At 30.8% G+C, this 18384-nt stretch carries 14 protein-coding genes; all 14 read left to right on the forward strand.

Features of this window, described 5'->3' with window-relative positions; all coding sequences use genetic code 11:
• Window positions 1-96 precede the first annotated feature (96 nt).
• A complete protein-coding gene (locus tag RR561_RS02410) occupies window positions 97-447 on the forward strand; it encodes a DUF6483 family protein (RefSeq protein WP_332505833.1) in 351 nt (116 codons plus the stop codon).
• A gap of 317 nt (window positions 448-764) precedes the next feature.
• Window positions 765-2264, forward strand: coding sequence for a DUF1846 domain-containing protein (locus RR561_RS02415; protein ID WP_332505834.1), 1500 nt, complete (start codon window positions 765-767; stop codon window positions 2262-2264).
• A 331-nt stretch (window positions 2265-2595) separates the two neighbouring features.
• Window positions 2596-3855 carry a 30S ribosomal protein S1 gene (locus RR561_RS02420; RefSeq protein ID WP_332505835.1) on the forward strand — a complete coding sequence of 420 codons (1260 nt, stop codon included), beginning with the start codon at window positions 2596-2598 and terminating at the stop codon, window positions 3853-3855.
• A gap of 109 nt (window positions 3856-3964) precedes the next feature.
• Complete coding sequence (locus tag RR561_RS02425) at window positions 3965-5353, forward strand: DUF3329 domain-containing protein (protein ID WP_332505836.1); 1389 nt, start codon at window positions 3965-3967, stop codon at window positions 5351-5353.
• Between the two features lie 55 nt (window positions 5354-5408).
• Window positions 5409-5891, forward strand: coding sequence for a Cys-tRNA(Pro) deacylase (ybaK, locus tag RR561_RS02430; protein WP_332505837.1), 483 nt, complete (start codon window positions 5409-5411; stop codon window positions 5889-5891).
• Between the two features lie 11 nt (window positions 5892-5902).
• On the forward strand, window positions 5903-6742 hold the full coding sequence (locus RR561_RS02435) for a fumarate hydratase (RefSeq protein WP_332505838.1): 840 nt from the start codon (window positions 5903-5905) through the stop codon (window positions 6740-6742).
• 10 nt (window positions 6743-6752) lie between these two features.
• The gene (locus RR561_RS02440) at window positions 6753-7277 is read left to right on the forward strand and encodes a Fe-S-containing hydro-lyase (RefSeq protein WP_332505839.1); all 525 of its coding nucleotides are present in this window, start codon (window positions 6753-6755) and stop codon (window positions 7275-7277) included.
• A gap of 106 nt (window positions 7278-7383) precedes the next feature.
• A complete protein-coding gene (locus RR561_RS02445) occupies window positions 7384-8559 on the forward strand; it encodes an NAD(P)-dependent malic enzyme (protein ID WP_332505840.1) in 1176 nt (391 codons plus the stop codon).
• 13 nt (window positions 8560-8572) lie between these two features.
• A complete protein-coding gene (locus RR561_RS02450; RefSeq protein ID WP_332505841.1) occupies window positions 8573-9418 on the forward strand; it encodes a CvfB family protein in 846 nt (281 codons plus the stop codon).
• A gap of 165 nt (window positions 9419-9583) precedes the next feature.
• Window positions 9584-10333, forward strand: coding sequence for a glucosamine-6-phosphate deaminase (nagB, locus tag RR561_RS02455; RefSeq protein WP_332505842.1), 750 nt, complete (start codon window positions 9584-9586; stop codon window positions 10331-10333).
• Window positions 10334-10918: 585 nt separating this feature from the next.
• A complete protein-coding gene (gene secA / locus RR561_RS02460; RefSeq protein WP_332505843.1) occupies window positions 10919-13282 on the forward strand; it encodes a preprotein translocase subunit SecA in 2364 nt (787 codons plus the stop codon).
• A gap of 1 nt (window position 13283) precedes the next feature.
• Window positions 13284-14642 carry a DUF5009 domain-containing protein gene (locus RR561_RS02465; protein ID WP_332505844.1) on the forward strand — a complete coding sequence of 453 codons (1359 nt, stop codon included), beginning with the start codon at window positions 13284-13286 and terminating at the stop codon, window positions 14640-14642.
• 13 nt (window positions 14643-14655) lie between these two features.
• A complete protein-coding gene (locus tag RR561_RS02470) occupies window positions 14656-16008 on the forward strand; it encodes a phosphatidylinositol-specific phospholipase C/glycerophosphodiester phosphodiesterase family protein (protein WP_332505845.1) in 1353 nt (450 codons plus the stop codon).
• Between the two features lie 225 nt (window positions 16009-16233).
• Window positions 16234-18099 carry an N-acetylmuramoyl-L-alanine amidase gene (locus RR561_RS02475; RefSeq protein WP_332505846.1) on the forward strand — a complete coding sequence of 622 codons (1866 nt, stop codon included), beginning with the start codon at window positions 16234-16236 and terminating at the stop codon, window positions 18097-18099.
• The last annotated feature ends 285 nt before the right edge of the window (window positions 18100-18384 follow it).

An 18384-nucleotide genomic window follows, 5' to 3' on the forward strand; every position in this document is an offset into this window, starting at 1 on the left:
AGAAGTATAGAAGTATAGAAGTATAGAAGTATAGAAGTATAGAAGTATAGAAGTATAGAAGTACAGAAGTACAGAAGTATACAGAGGAGTGATATTATGGGTTTGGTAGACAGATTAAAAAACGAAAATAGAGAATTGGTATTTAAAGAGTTACTAGGTAAAAAATATAGTGATTTAGATGATTTTGATATAGTGTATTCTCCAAATGAAGAGTTTATATTGATTGATGTTAAAAGATTGGTTTTAGAGCATAAAATTAATGAAGCCGAAGATGTTTTATTTGCAAGCCTGGAGAAAAACAGATCTATAAATATGCTTTTTATTGCAGGTGAATTTTATACGATGCTTATGGATTTAAGTGATGAAGAATTAAGAAAGAATAATTTTTCTAGAGGTGAAGTTAAAGAAGGAATGAAGGATGCTAAGGCTATGTTTAGTAAGTCCTAATTTTCAAATAAAAAATAAAAGTTTTGATAATTAATAAAATTTTTAAAAAAATGAAAAATACTTAAAAAAAGGCTTATAATAAAGAAATTAATATTTTTTTGATTAATAAAATAAATATATAACTTGAATTTTAAAAAGAAAAGTTGTATAATAGGTACTTAGTTAAATTTCCGAAAAAAAACACGCAGCAAAAAAGCCACATGTCAATGTATAAAATGAATTTGTGATGGAATTCTATTTTATTACATTATTTTTGAATTGTCAATGTTTTTATTAGAATTTATCTAAAATAATTTAATTAATATAGGAGAGTGCAAATGAAGATAGGTTTTGACCACAACAAATACTTAGAGGAACAGTCCAAATATATTCTAGAAAGAGTTAATAACTATGATAAGTTATATATAGAATTTGGCGGGAAACTAATAGGAGATCTACACGCTAAAAGGGTATTGCCTGGCTTTGATGAAAATGCAAAAATTAAGGTTCTTAGCAATATGAAAGATCAAGTTGAGGTAGTTATCTGTGTGTATGCGGGTGATATAGAGAGAAATAAGGTTAGAGGTGATCTAGGTATCACATATGATATGGAAGTAATGAGATTAATAGATGATCTGAGAGGATACAACTTAGATGTTAACTCAGTAGTTATTACAAGATATGAAAATCAGCCTGCCGCAACTATATTTATCAATAAGCTTGAAAGAAGAGGTGTAAAAGTCTATAGACACCGACCTACTAAGGGATATCCTACTGATGTAGATACAATAGTAAGTGAAGAAGGCTTTGGAGCCAATCCCTTTATTGAAACAACAAAGCCTATAGTAGTCATGACAGCACCTGGACCAAATAGTGGTAAGTTGGGAACTTGTTTAAGCCAACTTTATCACGATAATAAAAGAGGAGTAACAGCTGGATATTCAAAGTATGAAACATTCCCAGTATGGAATTTGCCTCTTAAGCATCCTGTGAATATAGCATATGAGGCCGCTACAGTAGATTTGAAAGATGTAAATATGATAGATTCTTTCCATTTAGAAAAATACGGAGAGACTACAGTAAATTATAATAGAGACTTGGAGTTATTCCCAGTATTAAAGAAAATAATAGAAAAAATAACAGGCAAAGAAAGTATATTCCAATCACCTACTGACATGGGAGTTAATAGAGTTGGATTTGGGATAATAGATGATGAAGTGGTAAGAGAAGCTTCTATTCAAGAAATTATAAGAAGATATTTTAAAACTCTTTGTGAATATAAAAAGGGTGGTATAGACAAAGAAGCTGTTTCAAGAATGAAAATGATAATGGAAGAGCTTGGATTAAAAGATGAAGATAGAAAAGTTGTTAAGGCTGCAAGGGATTATAGAACCAATGATTGTGAACACGTAGATGGAATTTGCCCTGTGGTTGCACTTGAATTGGCTGATAAAACAATGATGACAGGAAAGTTTTCTAGTTTGATGAATGGTTCAGCAGCAGTAATACTGAATGCAATAAAGTATTTAGCTGAAATTCAAGATGATATGCACATTATTTCACCCGCTGTATTGGCACCTATTATCAATTTAAAGCAAAATGTATTAAAGAGTAGAAATGTATCTTTAAATGCAGAGGAAGTGTTGATGGCATTAAGTATTAGTGCAGTTACAAATCCAGTGGCACAATATGCTATGGATAGATTATCTTTGCTTAAAAATTGTCAAGCTCATTCGACCGTAATTTTATCTAAAAGTGATGAACAAGTGTTTAGAAAGTTAGGCATAGATGTGACTTGTGACGCAGAATTTCAATCTACTAACTTATATGAAGGATAAAAATAAGAAAAAATTGTAAAAATACATAAATAAAAAATAAAAACTGCACACAAAAGAGTTTGTTTTTTTAAAAACAAGCTGTGTGTGGTTTTCTTTTAGCTTGAAAAAAAAGATAAAAATATACTTTATAAAAAAAATAAGCTGCAAATATAAAAAAAGTGTTGTATAGATACATATAATTGCTATTTTAATAATTATAGTTAAGAAAAGTAAATTATAACAAAATTTTTAAAATTTATTAAAAAAATATGCAAATTAGACTATATAATAATGCTTAGTATATGCTATAATAGTATATATGGATATTACGCAGCGAAAGGATGTTATTATAATGGAAAACAATTTAACAATGCAAGAACTACTTGACATGCAAGAACAGGAGTTAAGTAAAATTAATGTAGGTGATGAAATCATTGGAAAGGTAACACAAATAAACCAAGACAGTTTAGTTTTGAAGCTAGATGTTGACTTTGATGGTGTTATACCTGATGGTGAACTTAATCTTGACAGAGGTCAGAGTATAGCAGATGTTTACAAAATAGATGATGAGGTAACTGGAGTTATAACAAATATCAGTTACAAAGATGCAACTATCAAAATCTCTAGATTAAAGTTAGAACAAAAAAATGATCTTAAGGAATTAATAGACGCAATGGAAGAACGTCAGAAGATAAACGTTCATTCATTCAAGGCACTAGAAAGAGGATTATATGTAAGATATAAGTCTCATACTATGTTTATGCCTATTTCTCAGATCGACACAAAGTTCGTAAAGGATACAAACGAATATGTAGGTCTAGATATGGATGCCTATGTTAAGGAAGTAAACCCTAGAAAGAACAGAATAATAGTTTCTCATAGAGAAGTTGCTCAGGAAATATTAGATGCTGAGAGAAAAGAAAGAAGAGAAAGCAGAAAGGCCGAAAGAGATGCTGAAAGAGCTAAGATAAAGGCTGAGAAGGAACAGAGAAAGGCTGAAAGAGAAGCTTTATTTAATGAACTTGTTCCTGGAGAAAAGAGACATGGTAAGGTAACTAACATAATGCCTTATGGCGCATTTATAGACTTAGGTGGCATAGAAGGTCTTGCTCATATAAACAACCTTTCATGGACAAGAGTTGAATCTGTTGAATCTGTGGTAAATGTTGGAGATGAAGTTGATGTATTTATACAAAATGTAGATCCTGAAACTCATAGAATAGCATTATCACTTAAGGATCCAGACCAGGACCCTTGGAAGTTAATAGCTGATGAAGTAAATGTTGGATCAGTTATAGATGCAAAAGTACTTAGAATTATAGACAAGGGAGCTTTTGTTGAAGTTAAAAAGGGTGTAGAAGCATATTTACCAATAGGTGAATTAAGCGAAAAGAGAGTTAATAAAGTTGAAGATATAGTTAATATTGGAGACACTGTTAAGGCAGCAATAATAAAATTCAACCCTAACAACAAGAGAATGATGCTTTCTATAAGAGAATTAACAAGAGAACCTGAAGAAGATTTATCTAAATATATGTCAATAGGTGATGATACAATTGGCAATATCGGTGAAGTTCTAAAGGAAAAGACTGGATCATTAGACGAAGAATAATGGATTCGTATAAATAAAATAGTTAAGATATTATAAAGGGGGGTGCGTAGGCGGCCCTCTTTTTATTACCAGTAGTATATTATATAAAATTTAATGACGAGGTATGGGGATGGAGAATAAGCGTAATATCAATTACGTGTCTATTATTATATTTACATTAGTTTTTGTATTAATATTTTTTTTAAATGTAAACACACCGTTTGTAGCGGATGATTTTAACAATATGTTTGTCGAGGGGAATGTTAGAATCACAAATATATCTCAGGTTATAAGTAATCAAGTATACAGATACTATAATACGAATGGTCGAGTTATTTCGCACACTATAGGTGGAATAATTTTAATGTTTGATAAAAAAATTATTAATATAATTAATTCAATAGGTTTTTGTTTGTTATTATATATAGTATATAGATACACCGATTTAACTGAATCGTATGGAAGAATTAAGCATAAGAAACACAAAAATATAATTGATGAAACTAGAAGAAAAATAAATTTACACAATGCTCTTTTTGTTTTATTAGCTTTTTTATTGATTTGGAGATTTACACCAACTTTTGGTCAAGATTTTCTATGGGTAATAGGTGCAGCAAACTATATGTGGACTAATATTATTTTATTATCAGTACTTATAATTGCTAGAAAAATTGCGGTACTAGAGAAGCCTATTGAAAAGACCTCCTTTTTATTATTTACAATATTATTATCTGTTATAGCGGGATGGACAAATGAAAACTCAGTACCTGCAGTACTGTTAATATTGTTGTATTACATAATTAAGATGTATGTAGATGGAAATAAAGATATAATTAGCATGGTGTTTATATTTTTTAGTATGTTATCAGGATTTTTAATAATGATAACTGCTCCAGGAAACTTTAAGAGGGTACAGTTTTTTAATGAACCAGATGAATTATTTTTAAAATACTTTCTAAGATTATCTAAAATGAATGAAAATTTCACCAAATATTTTCTAATTTTACTTCTTATATCGATAGCATTAGTCATATTAGCTAGATTTATACATACTGGGAAATCGATTGAGACAGAAGTTTATTTAATAGCAGCTCTTGTATCTTTTTATGCTATGATAATGGCCCCAACATATCCTTGTAGGGTTATGGTTATTACTGTATTATTATTCACTATCTCAATAGTAATGAATATATCGATAATAGCTAGAATCAATTCAAAGCTTTCAATAATAATAATGACTTCGGCTATACTTGTGTTTGGATATTATTTTTCTCAAAGCTACCCCGAAGCTCTAAAAGATAGCAGCGAATATTACTCGAGATATAATGCCAGAGAAATGATAATAAAAGACAATAAAAATATGGGTCACATAGATGAAATACAAGTACCAGAAATAACAAGTGATAATCCGTATACAGCTGCATATGGTCTAGAGGACTGTAAATATAATAAAGAAGATTGGATAAACGTTACTATTGCCAGATACTACGGTGTAAATTCAGTGGTATTGAGAGAGTGAAAACTTAATAAATATAAATTATAACCATAAAAATATATAGATTGGAGGAAACATTATGTCCAAAAAGAAAGTAAAAACAAATGCAATGCGAATCTTAGAATCGGAAGGCATAGAGTATGTGGAACACTCATACCCAGTAGATAAGGATCATGTAGATGGTATTACCGCAGCAAAGCATTTAAATAAAGATCCTAAAACTGTATTTAAAACCTTGGTAACACAGGGGCAAAGCAAGGAATACTATGTATTTGTAATTCCAGTTGCAGAAAATTTAGATATGAAAAAAGCTGCAAAAGCATGTGGAGAAAAAAAGATAGAAATGATCCATGTAAAAGACATAAGCAAGATAACAGGTTATGTACGTGGAGGATGTTCTCCTATAGGAATGAAAAAACAATTTGCTACTTATATAGATAGCTCAGGGGAAACTATAGAAAGTATTACTGTGAGCGCAGGAAAGATAGGATATCAAGTAGAATTATCGCCAATAGATCTAATAAAAGCTTCTAAGGCTGAGTATGCAGATTTATTGATGTAGGTGGTGGGAAAATGAGAAAAATTAATTCGAAAGTAATAGAAGATTTGGTCAAAGAAATGTGTATCGATGGATGCATCAATCTAGATCAAAGTGTGATAGATAGTTTTAAGGAAAATAGAAAAAAAGAAGATAGTGAAGTAGCAATTAATATATTAGATATTTTAATAGAAAATGCGAATATAGCGAAAGAAACAAATAAGCCACTATGCCAAGATACAGGTATGGCAGTTTTCTTTGTAAAAATTGGACAAGATGTTCATATCAAGGGAGATACTATTACTGATGCAATTAATAAAGGGGTGAGCAGAGGATATACAGAAGGCTACCTTAGAAAGTCAGTAGTAAGTCCTATTGAACGAATTAACACAAATGATAATACACCAGCAGTAATTCATTACGATATAGTGCCTGGTGATAAAGTTGAAATAGAATATGCGGCTAAAGGATTTGGAAGTGAAAATATGAGTCAGATGAAAATGCTCAAACCTTCTGATGGAATAGAAGGAATAAAAAGCTTTATCCTGCAAGTGGTAAAAGAAGCAGGTCCTAATCCATGTCCTCCTATAGTTGTAGGAGTAGGAATTGGTGGAACGGTAGATAAATGCGCACAAATAGCAAAAAAATCACTATTTAGAGAAATAGGAGTGCATAATTCTAATGAAAAGATAAAAGCGCTAGAAGAAGAGATGCTTGAAAAAGTTAATAATCTTGGCATAGGTCCTCAAGGCTTGGGTGGAAAAACGACAGCATTAGCTGTAAATATTGAAACTTATCCGACTCATATTGCAGGTCTTCCTGTAGTCGTAAATATAAACTGTCACTCATCAAGACACAAAAAAGTAATAATATAGGAGGAAATGTATGATTGAATTAAAAACGCCTTTTGATCAAAAAGAAATAAACAATTTAAGAGCGGGAGATATAGTAAACATAACAGGAACTCTATACACAGCAAGAGATGCTGCACACAAAAAAATGTGTAGCTCAATAGAAAATGGGGAAAAACTTGCATTTAATCCACAGGGGCAAGGAATTTATTATGTTGGTCCATCTCCCGCAAAGCCAGGTGAAGTGATAGGTTCAGCAGGTCCAACTACAAGTTATAGAATGGATGACTTGACAATACCACTTTTGGAAAAAGGATTAAAAGTTATGATAGGAAAAGGAAAGAGAAGTAAGTCTGTTATTGAGGGAATGAAAACATATGGAGCCGTATATTTAGTAGCAATTGGAGGTGCAGGAGCATATATATCAAACTGTATCAAAGAATGTGAAGTAATAGACTATGAAGACTTGGGAGCAGAAGCGCTCAGAAGGCTTGAGGTGGAGAATATGACTCTAACTGTATGTATAGATTCTCAAGGTAATAATTTATATGAAAAATAGATTTGAAGCTTCAAAATATCAGATAAAAGTCTATTCAAAATCGATTTTTAAAAGTATAATATAATTTAAATAGAGTTATTTAAAACTAATTAGATTGGAGAAATAAATGAACTATTCAGAAGAGGCATTGAAAATTCATTCAGAGAAAAAAGGAAAGATAGAAGTAATAAGTAAGGTTAAGGTTGAAAATAAAGATGATTTATCTGTAGCATATACTCCAGGAGTTGCAGAACCTTGTCTTAAAATAAATGAAAATATAGATGATGTTTATAAATACACATCAAAGGGAAATATGGTAGCTGTTGTAAGTGATGGTTCTGCTGTGTTAGGTTTAGGAAATATAGGAGCTGAGGCATCTATACCAGTTATGGAAGGAAAGGCAATTTTATTTAAAGAATTTGCTAATGTAGATGCGTTTCCTATATGTATATCTTCTCAAGAAGTAGAAGATATAGTTAAAACTGTAAAAATGATAGAACCAGTATTTGGTGGAATAAATCTAGAGGATATATCAGCTCCAAGATGTTTTGAAGTAGAGGATAGATTGAAAAAAGAATTAAATATCCCAGTATTTCATGATGATCAGCATGGAACAGCGATTATTGTTACAGCAGGAATAATAAACGCTGTAAAGTTAATAGATAATAAAGAGATGGAAGATCTTGAAATAGTGATAAATGGTGCTGGTTCTGCAGGGATTGCCATTTGCAAAATGCTTTTGAACATGAAGGTTAAAAATATTGTATTATGTGATAAAAATGGAGTTCTAGAAGAAGATTCAGAAGGAATAAATTGGGCTCAAAAAGAAATGTTAAAATTGACAAATAAAAACAAGGAAAAGGGAAGTTTATCAGATGCTATCAAGGGGAAAGATGTATTTATAGGAGTGTCTCGTCCAAAAATGCTAACTGAGGCTATGATAAAGACAATGAATGATCAGTCTATAGTATTTGCCTTGGCAAACCCTACTCCAGAAATAATGCCAGATGAAGCCAAAAAGGCAGGGGTGTTTATCATTGGAACTGGAAGAAGTGATTTTCCAAATCAAGTAAATAACGTATTGGCATTTCCAGGTGTATTCAAGGGAGCTTTGGAATGTAGAGCATCTCAAATAAATGAAGAAATGAAGGTAGCTGCAGCCAATGCAATAGCGGATTTTATACCTAAGGAAAAATTAAATACTGAGAATATACTTCCAAACGCATTTGCTGTAGGTGTGTCTGAAGCAGTGGCAAATGCTGTAAAAAAGGCAGCTATTGAGACTGATGTAAATAGGATTTAAGAGAGGTGAAAAATTGATAGAATTCGGAAAGATTAATAAATTAGAAGTAATAAAGCAAAAGGAATACGGATATTTTGTAGGAATTAAAGATGGTGAAGATAAGATAGAAATATTACTGCCAACTGGTAATATAGTAGATCCTGAATCAGTAGTAATAGGTGAAGATGTCGATGTATTTGTATACAAAGATTCACTTGGAAGACTTGTGGCTACTCAAAAGACTCCTAAGGCATTTGCTGAGGAGATAGCAGTATTGACTGTTGCAGAAAATACTGAAATAGGTAGTTTTGTTAACATAGGTTTGGAAAGAGATGTCCTTGTACCTTTTAGAGAGAAAAAGTATCCTATATTTGAAGATGAAAAATATCCTTTTTATGTTTATGTTGACAAGTCAGGAAGATTGGCTGCTACAACAGATATTGAGGAACATCTATCTCTAGATAGCAAGATGAACTTGGAAGATACTTGTAATGCATATGTATACGGATTTCAGAGCAATCAAACTGCGCTTGTATGCATAGAGCCAAATATATCAGGAATAATACTAAGAGATGAGTATTATACTTCTTTAAAAGAGGGCGATTATTTGAAAAACCTTAGAGTGATAAAAATTTATGAAGATGGTAAGCTTGGTCTAACAACAAGAGCTGAAAGAAAAGAAGAAATGGATTCTCTAGAAAAAAGAATCTTCAGCTATATGGAAGGCAATGACGGATTTATGAGATTTAATGACAAGTCCAATCCAGATGATTTAAGAATGGTATTTAATACAAGTAAAAAGAATTTTAAAAGAACTTTGGGAAATATGATGAAAAACAATATAGTAAGACAAGATGAAGATGGAACTTGGTTAATCTAAAGCGAAATTATTGCCGAATATATTGAATAAATGAAAATAAATTGCAAAAAAATATAAAAATGAAAAAAATTATCTTGAATAAAGTGCAATAAAAATTTATAATATAGTTATAGCATGAAATATTTACACAAAATAACATTTGAAACGAGAGAGAGAGGGATTTTTGTGAAAATTTACGTTTGCAAGGATTATGAAAGAATGAGTAAAGTAGCCGCTAATTATTTAGCAGCCCAAATTAATATTAAACCGGATTCAATACTAGGTCTAGCAACAGGTTCAACACCAGTAGGTATGTATGAAGAATTGGTTAAAAAATGTGAGTCTAGAGAGATAAGTTTTAAAAATATAAAGACTTTTAATCTAGATGAATATGTAAACCTACCAAAAGAAAATATAAATAGTTATTATACTTTTATGCATAGTAATTTATTTGATAAGGTGGATATAAATCAAAATAATATAAATATGCCAAATGGAAATACTAAGGATTTTGATAGCTATTCAAAAGAATATGAAGAGGCAATAGCATCAAATGGGGGACTTGACTTACAAGTTTTGGGAATAGGAAATAATGCTCATATAGGTTTTAATGAACCAAATGAATATTTCTCAAAAGAAACAGGTGTTGTTGATTTGACAAAAAGCACAATAGATGCAAATTCAAGATTTTTTGACTCTATTGAAGAAGTTCCAAATCAAGCAATTAGTATGGGAATAGGCACTATCTTTAAATCAGAAAAAATAATTTTATTGGCATCAGGTAAGACAAAGGCTGAAGCGATAAATAACACTGTAAACGGACCTATAGATCCACATGTTCCTGCATCTATACTTCAGTTACATAAGAATGTTTTATTAGTTGTAGATGAGGAAGCAGCATCTTTGCTAGATAAAAATAGCTATGAAATTGTATAAATTTTTATAGTGATTAACGAAATTTTGGAATTTACGTGCAAAATCACATAAAAAAGCTTATAATAGAAGAGTAACATTGTAAGTTTTATTACAATGTTGTCGTTTGACTCCCAACGATTTTGTTGTAGAGGAAAAACACCACTAAAACAAGTGGTGTTTTTCCTTTTTTAGAAGATATTCCAATTTATATAACAATAAGGATATATAGGAGATATACTTCCATATATACATAATATATATGAGTGATAATAGGGAAGAAATCTGATAAGAAGATAATCTAAAAAAGATTGAAATATAAAGGGATTAAAGGGATTAATGGTATTTAAACAAAAAAAAAGAAAGGTTGAAAAGATCAACCCCTCTTTTTATGTGAGAAATACTTAAAAAGAAATGTAATTTTTTAAGTATCTTTATTATACAATAAGTTAGTCAAAAAGTCTAATAAATTTTATTATAAATCTCTATCTTGTGATATAATAAAATAGATTTGTTAGTTATATATTGATTATAAATTTGCAATTATAAATATTAAATTTTGCAATAGTATTAACGTTTTAAAAAATTACAATACCAAAGGAGAGTTATATGTCGTTTTTAGATACATTTCTAAGTAAACAAGATAATGTTGAAATTAAGAAGTTAAATAAAATAGTGGAAAATATCGAAGGATTGGAAGAAGAAATATCATCACTTTCAGATGAAGAATTGTCAAATAAAACTTCTGAATTTAAAAAAAGATTAAAAGATGGAGAAACAGTAGATGATCTTTTGGAAGAAGCATTTGCGGTAGCTAGAGAAGCTTCAAAAAGAATTTTAGGAATGAGACAATATAAAGTTCAGTTAATCGGTGGAATAGTACTCCATCAAGGAAAAATAGCTGAAATGAAAACAGGTGAAGGTAAAACTTTAGTTGCAGTTGCACCATGTTACCTAAATGCTCTTGCTGGTAAGGGAGTGCATGTAATAACAGTAAATGACTATCTAGCGGAACGTGATGCTGATACAGTAAGACCAGTCTTTAATTTTTTGGGTATGACTGTAGGTACAATAATAACAGGACAAGATCCAAACACTAGAAGAAAGCAGTACAATTGCGATTTGGCATATGGTACGAACGCTGAGTTTGGATTTGACTATTTGAGAGATAATATGGTTAAAAGATTATCTGATAAGGTACAGGCTCCACTATCATATTGTATAGTCGATGAGGTTGACTCAATACTTATAGATGAGGCTAGAACACCTTTGATAATATCTGGAGAAGGAGATCCAATAAGTGATCTTTATTATAGAGCAGATGATTTCATAAGAACAATTGATGAAGATGATTATGATCTAGATAAGAAAGAACATACAGCTTCTCTTACTGAGTCTGGATTTAAGAAAGCAGAACAATTTTTTAAGATAAGAAATATTACCAATATAAATAATATGGCAATATATCATCATATGAACCAGGCACTTGCAGCTCATAAATTGATGGATATAGATGATGATTATGTTGTTAAAGATGGGGAAGTATTTATAGTTGATGAGTTTACAGGCAGAATTATGGATGGAAGAAGATTCTCAGATGGTCTTCATCAGGCATTGGAAGCTAAGGAAAGAGTAAAAATTAACTCAGATAATAAAACTATGGCAACAGTAACTTATCAAAACTTTTTCAGAATGTATGACAAAATGTCTGGTATGACAGGTACAGCTAAAACTGAAGAAGGAGAATTTGAACAGACATACCATACAAATGTTGTTCAAATACCTACAAATATGCCAGTAATAAGAAAAGATTTGGATGATAAGGTATATACTACTGAAAAAGCTAAGTTTGAAGCAGTAGTGGAAGAGATAATAAAGATACACTCTACAGGTCAACCTATCTTAGTAGGTACAGCAACAGTAGAAAAATCTGAATATCTATCTTCACTACTAAATAAAAGAGGCTTAAAACATGAGATTCTAAATGCTAAAAACAATAAAAAAGAAGCTGAAATAGTAGAAAAAGCTGGTACTATAAATGCTATTACCATTGCTACTAATATGGCAGGTAGAGGTACGGATATAAAACTAGGTAACAATGATTCAGAGATGGAAGAAAAGGTAAAAGAGCTAGGTGGTCTATATGTTATAGGTACAGAAAGACATGAAGCTAGAAGAATTGACAATCAGCTAAGAGGTAGATCTGGTAGACAAGGTGATCCTGGTGTATCAAGATTCTTTGTAAGTATAGAAGATGAAATAATCAAACTATACGGTGGTGCAGCCATTAAAAGAGCAAGTAAAAGATTAAAGCCTGATGAACATGGAGCAATCTCTAGTAAAAGGCTTAGTAGGGCAATAGAGAATGCTCAAAAGGGAATTGAGGGTAAAAACTTACAACAAAGAAAAGATGTACTTAAATATGACAATGTTATAGATAAACAAAGAAAAGTAATATACGCTGAAAGAGATAAGGTAATAGAAGGAGTAGATCTTACAGATACTATTATGCATATGGCAAATGACGTAGTAAAGGAATATGTAGATAGATACATAGACTGTAAACCTAGAAATTACTTCAAATACTATAAGAGTATGTACAATGCATTTATGCCGGATGCAACTCTTATTATTCCAAATGCAAGTCAAATGAATCCGAAAGAATTTACAGATAGCACTCTTGATATAGTAAAGAGAGTATATGAACTAAAAATGATGCTTTTGTCAGAAGAAGAATTCTATATGCAGCAAAAGGAGATACTACTAAAAGTTGTCGATAAATATTGGGTGGATCACATAGACCTAATGGATCAGATGAGACAAAGTGTAGGTTTGGTATCTGTTGCACAAAAGGACCCAGTAAAAGAATATACTATTGAAGCTTATGAAATGTTTGAAACTCTAAATAGAAAGATAAGAATGGAAACACTAAAGTTTGTGTTCTCATTTGAAGGTTTAGAGGACGACGAGTAATATGGAAACAAAAGGAGTTAGCAGCCTTAAGCAATTAGTTGGTGAATACTATATAAAGATTAGAAATTATTATTTAAATAAAAAGAGAATAGATGAAAAATACATTCAAATTAGAGTAGAATCTATTGATTTACTACGAGGTATCGCAGTTATATTTTCAATATTTTTGATATGCCAAGGACTTGAAGAGAGTGTAAATCCGAAACACATGATCTCTATTTGGAATGGAATGGCGTTTGCAGATTTGATATTACCATTTTTTATACTAATAATGGGTATGTCAATACCATTTTTTGTAAAGAAGAATCATCAAAATGGAAAAAACGTCTCTGAAATATCAAGGAAAGTATTTAAAAGGTCAATAGCACTATTTGTTATTGGTATAATTTATAGTATTTTGTTTTTGCCATCTAATGGCGCTGTCAGATTGACAGGACCATATCAGCTGCTAGCAATCAATTATGTAATATGTACAATGGTTTATTTAGGGTTTCTTAAGTTGAAAATAAAAAATAATGCATTAACATATGTATTTATTGGTATAGGTACTTTTGTATCTGTTGTTTTCACTGCAATAGCATTTAAAAATGGGTATTCAATAGAAAAAAGCGTATTTGTAACATTAGATAAATTGATACTTAAAGGATTTTCTAGTCGTTCATTGGCAAATCCAGAGGGTATACTGGCAACATTTTCTGCTGTGTCTTTAACTATGTATGGATTAGCTTTGGGTTGTATATTAAACAAAAAACCTATAGAGGATAAGAAGTACATAAAGTATAAAAGAAAAAAAATGATAAAAGAACAGGGATGGAGCTTCAAAAATTTGGGATCAGATATAAAGAACTGGCTAAATCCAAAGTCAATAAAATCATTATTAAGTAACTATTACAGACTTAATAATGAAGCAAAAAAACTTATAAATTTAATACTCATGGGCATAGGCTTTTATCTAATGTCCAAAATATTAGGGGTTTGGATACCTCTCAATAGAAATGTGTTTAGTATTACTTTTGTCATGAGAGTTAGCTCATATATGTTTTTTATAGAGACTTTGGTCTATGTACTATTTGATATCATAGGTTTTGAGTTTGCTACATACTTAATCAAGAGAATAGGTAAAAATGCAATATTTGTTGTTTTGTTTATTTCATTGTTTCATAGATTGTTGAATTTAATAAAGATCAAATCAATCTATACAGGAGCTTGGATGAGCTTTAACAATTGGTTTACAAATGATTTTATTCTTCCAATCTCAGGTGTTGATTCTGCATCTGCAATATATGGTATTGCAGTAACTTTAATATGGGTATTGATTATGAATCTACTTGAGAAGTATGAGGTAAAAATTAATATATAGTGGTGGAGGAAATATGTTTAATAAGAATATAGGAAAAGAAAGGATAAAAATAAGGATAAAAAAAATGGTTATCCTTATTGTTTCTTTGATTTTGATACTAGGTCTCTTCAAACTATTCCACTATTATGGAAGTCAAAGAAAGATAATATCTGAATTTAAAGATACAAAGATAAGAGAAAGATTGATAACAAATAATAAAAAAGTACAAATGGACAAACCTTACAAGGTTAGAAATGATATTGTATATGTACCAGTATTGGAGCTTTGTAAAAATTTCAATACCAGTGCAAGCTATAAGTTTTTACCAGGTGGAAAAATCAAACTAAAATATAGAAAATCTACGTATATTTTGGAGAGAGGGTCCAATGAAGTAAGGTTTGAAGATAATCACAATGTTATAAAGATGGATGGTATCGTTGAATTTATGGATGATACTCTTTATGTTCCACTGGACTTTATCTATAAAATATTAGATGTAAATGTTGTTCAGGCAAGTGATGGAACAGTATATATGGATAACTACCCAAAGAAGTTTAATTATTCTTGGGTAAAAGAAAATAGATATATAGCACATGCTCTAGGTGGAATAGATGGAAATGTATACACAAACTCTAGAGAGGCTATGGAAAAGAGTTATAAGAAGGGGCTAAGAGTAATGGAGGCAGATATGTCACTTTCATCAGATGGAAAGCTGATACTCCTTCATTCTACAGATGCGACAAGTCTATCTAATCTTGGATTACCAACTTCTTGGAAGAAAGAGATGCCTTCAGAAAAAGAATTTCTTGAAGAAAAGATATTGAATAAATATCATACTCTTAACTTTAAGCAGGTGGCTGAATATATGAAAGAACATCCAGATATGTATCTTGTGGTGGATTTAAAGAAAAATGATATACATGAGGTTGAGGATTGCTATAGAGAATTGGTAAAGGTTGGTAAGGATGTAGACCCAACAATTCTTAATAGAATAATACCACAGATATATTATGAAGAAATGTATAGACCTGTAATGAATATATATGATTTTAAATCTATGATATTTACGACTTATAGAATTGAAGAGATGGAAGTAAATAAAGTGGTAGATTTCTCATATGAACATGGAATAAAAATAGTCGCAGCAAATAAATTTAAATTCTCTAAGGAACTGACAACAAAACTAGTTGATAGAGGAATTAGTCTTTATATGTTTACATATAATGATGAGGATGCTGTAAATGCATTAAGAAATAATTACGTAAGTGGATTCTATACAGACTTCTTACCAAAGGAAAAAATAGAAAGAAATTCAGAAGGCAAGGTAATAATTAATAATAAAGATTCAAACAAAGAAAAAGAAAATGAAGAAAATAATGAACAGTAAATATATAATAAAAGCAAGTTCTTTAAAAGGGTTTGTATTTATATAGGAAGCTTGATAAAAAGATAAAATAAATTAATATTATTATTCTAGGTTACAAACTGTAACTTTTGTGCTATAATATATCGAGAAGAGTTGATATAAAAGTATGAGGAGTTACAGAATGTAACCTTTGTGCCTTTTATTTTAAAATGTAATCATGTGATAATTTTTTAAGGAGGACAAAAAGTGAAGTATATTGCTAAAAAATGTGTGGCAATTGCCCTAGCTATGATGATGGTCAGCTCAGCTGTAGCCCCATCTGTATTTGCCGAATCTAATGTATCGGGAAATAGCGAGGAAGCAGTTGAAACGATTGACAATAATCAAAAATCAGTTCCCACTGAAGAAAAGAGTGGTGAAGATTCATCTAAGAATCTAGAAAATGCTAGTCAGGGAGTAGATATGACTTCCGAAAGTAAATTGGATGCTGATTATGCAAAACAAGACGCAGGTGTAAAATATCTATACGGAAGTAATAGATTTAAAACAGCGGTTAAGGTAAGTCAAGAAGGTTGGCCAAATGGTGCAGAAAATGTAGTTATAGTAAATAGTAAAAATACTATAACGGGAATTATTGCAACACCTCTTGCAACTGCCCATAATGCACCTATACTTATGACAGAAGAAAATAACTTGATAGGTGATATATCAAATGAATTAAAGAGATTGAAGCCTAAAAATATCTATATAGTTGGTGATAGAAGCATAATATCAAAAGAAGTTGCTGATAGCATGAAATCTGCTACTGGTGCAAATATAGTAAGAATCTTTGGTAAGTACCCTGGAGAAATATCTGCTGCTGTAGCACAGAACATTGCCAAGGTAAAAAAGGTAGATACAGCATATGTAGTAAGTGTTACAAATGGTGTGGCAGATGCCTTAACAATAGCTTCTAAGGCTGGAGAAACTAAGAACCCAGTAATAGTAGTGGATCAAAATTATATAAATGCAAATGCATTTACTTTCCTATCTACTAATGTATCGAATGTATATTATGTAGGAGGAGAGAAATCAATCTCAACTTCTTTGATAAATCAGATAGATGGGGTAGTAAACAATGCAGGTGCAGGAAATAGAGTTTATGGGTCAAATAGACACTCAACAAACGTAAATGTTGTAAATAGATTTTACAAAGATGCAAATCTTCCAGCAGTAACAGTAACAAAATCGGATGATGTAGGTCTTGTAGATACTGTTCCAGCAGGTCCTTTGGCGGCTAAAAATAATTCACCTATAGTAATAACTGAAAAAAATTCAGTTCCAAAGGTAACTAGTGAATTATTGGATTCAAGAAAAACAAATAGTATTTATCAAGTTGGTGGAGGAATATCACCTTCTGTAACAAATACTATTCAAACTAAGTTATCAGAAGATGCAAAGCCACTTCCAGAAGATCCTAAGCCAGATCCAGAACCAGAAAAGCCAACTACACCTCCAGATAACGGAGGAAACAATAATGAAAATCCTGGAATAGTAAATGCTATCAAGGGTAAGAAAATTGTAATAGATGCTGGTCATGGTGGAAGTGATAGTGGAGCGTTAGGTTTATATGGAGTAAGAGAGAAAGATTGGACATTAAAGACTGCTAAGGCATGTGCAGATTACCTGACTAAGGCAGGAGCTGTAGTTATAATGACAAGAACAACAGATGTGTACCCAACACTTCAGGATAGAGCAAATTTAAGTAATAGTAAAAATGCTGCATTCTTCTGTAGTATACATTACAACAAGGGTGGTAATGTAATAAATTCATCAACAGGAGAACTTAGTGGTACAGGAGTAGAAGTATTTAAGGGTGAAGGATCATATGCGAATAGGGCTTCACAGAATGTATTAAATAGTATACTTCAGGGATTTGACCTTAGAAATAGAGGTACAAAAGATGGTACACAGTTATATGTAGTTAGAAATACAAATGCACCTGCAATTCTTGTAGAAGGTGGTTTCTTATCAAATTCTAAGGACGTTAGGTTATTAAATAACGATGCAGGACTAAAGAAAATGGGAGAACAAATAGCTAAGGGAATAATAGCGACATTTGAAGGAAAATAAATAAAGATTAGTTAAGATGACATACATTAAAATTGTATGTCATCTTTTTTGTGTTCAATAATATCTATATTCAAGAAGAAAAGCTAATAAAAAAGGCCCTGCAATCTAAAAAATACTAAATTTAAATTAAATATATAAAGTGAAAAAGCTTTAAAATAACAAGATTTAGATTTAAAAAATATGTATAGTATATGAGGTTTTTGAGAATATAAAAAGAAAAAGCTGTTGTTTTTTAGATAAAAAGTGAATTTTGTTTTTTATTATTATGTGTTTATACTTTTATAA

This window comes from Peptostreptococcus sp. (genome assembly GCF_036639115.1).
GTDB lineage: Bacteria > Bacillota > Clostridia > Peptostreptococcales > Peptostreptococcaceae > Peptostreptococcus.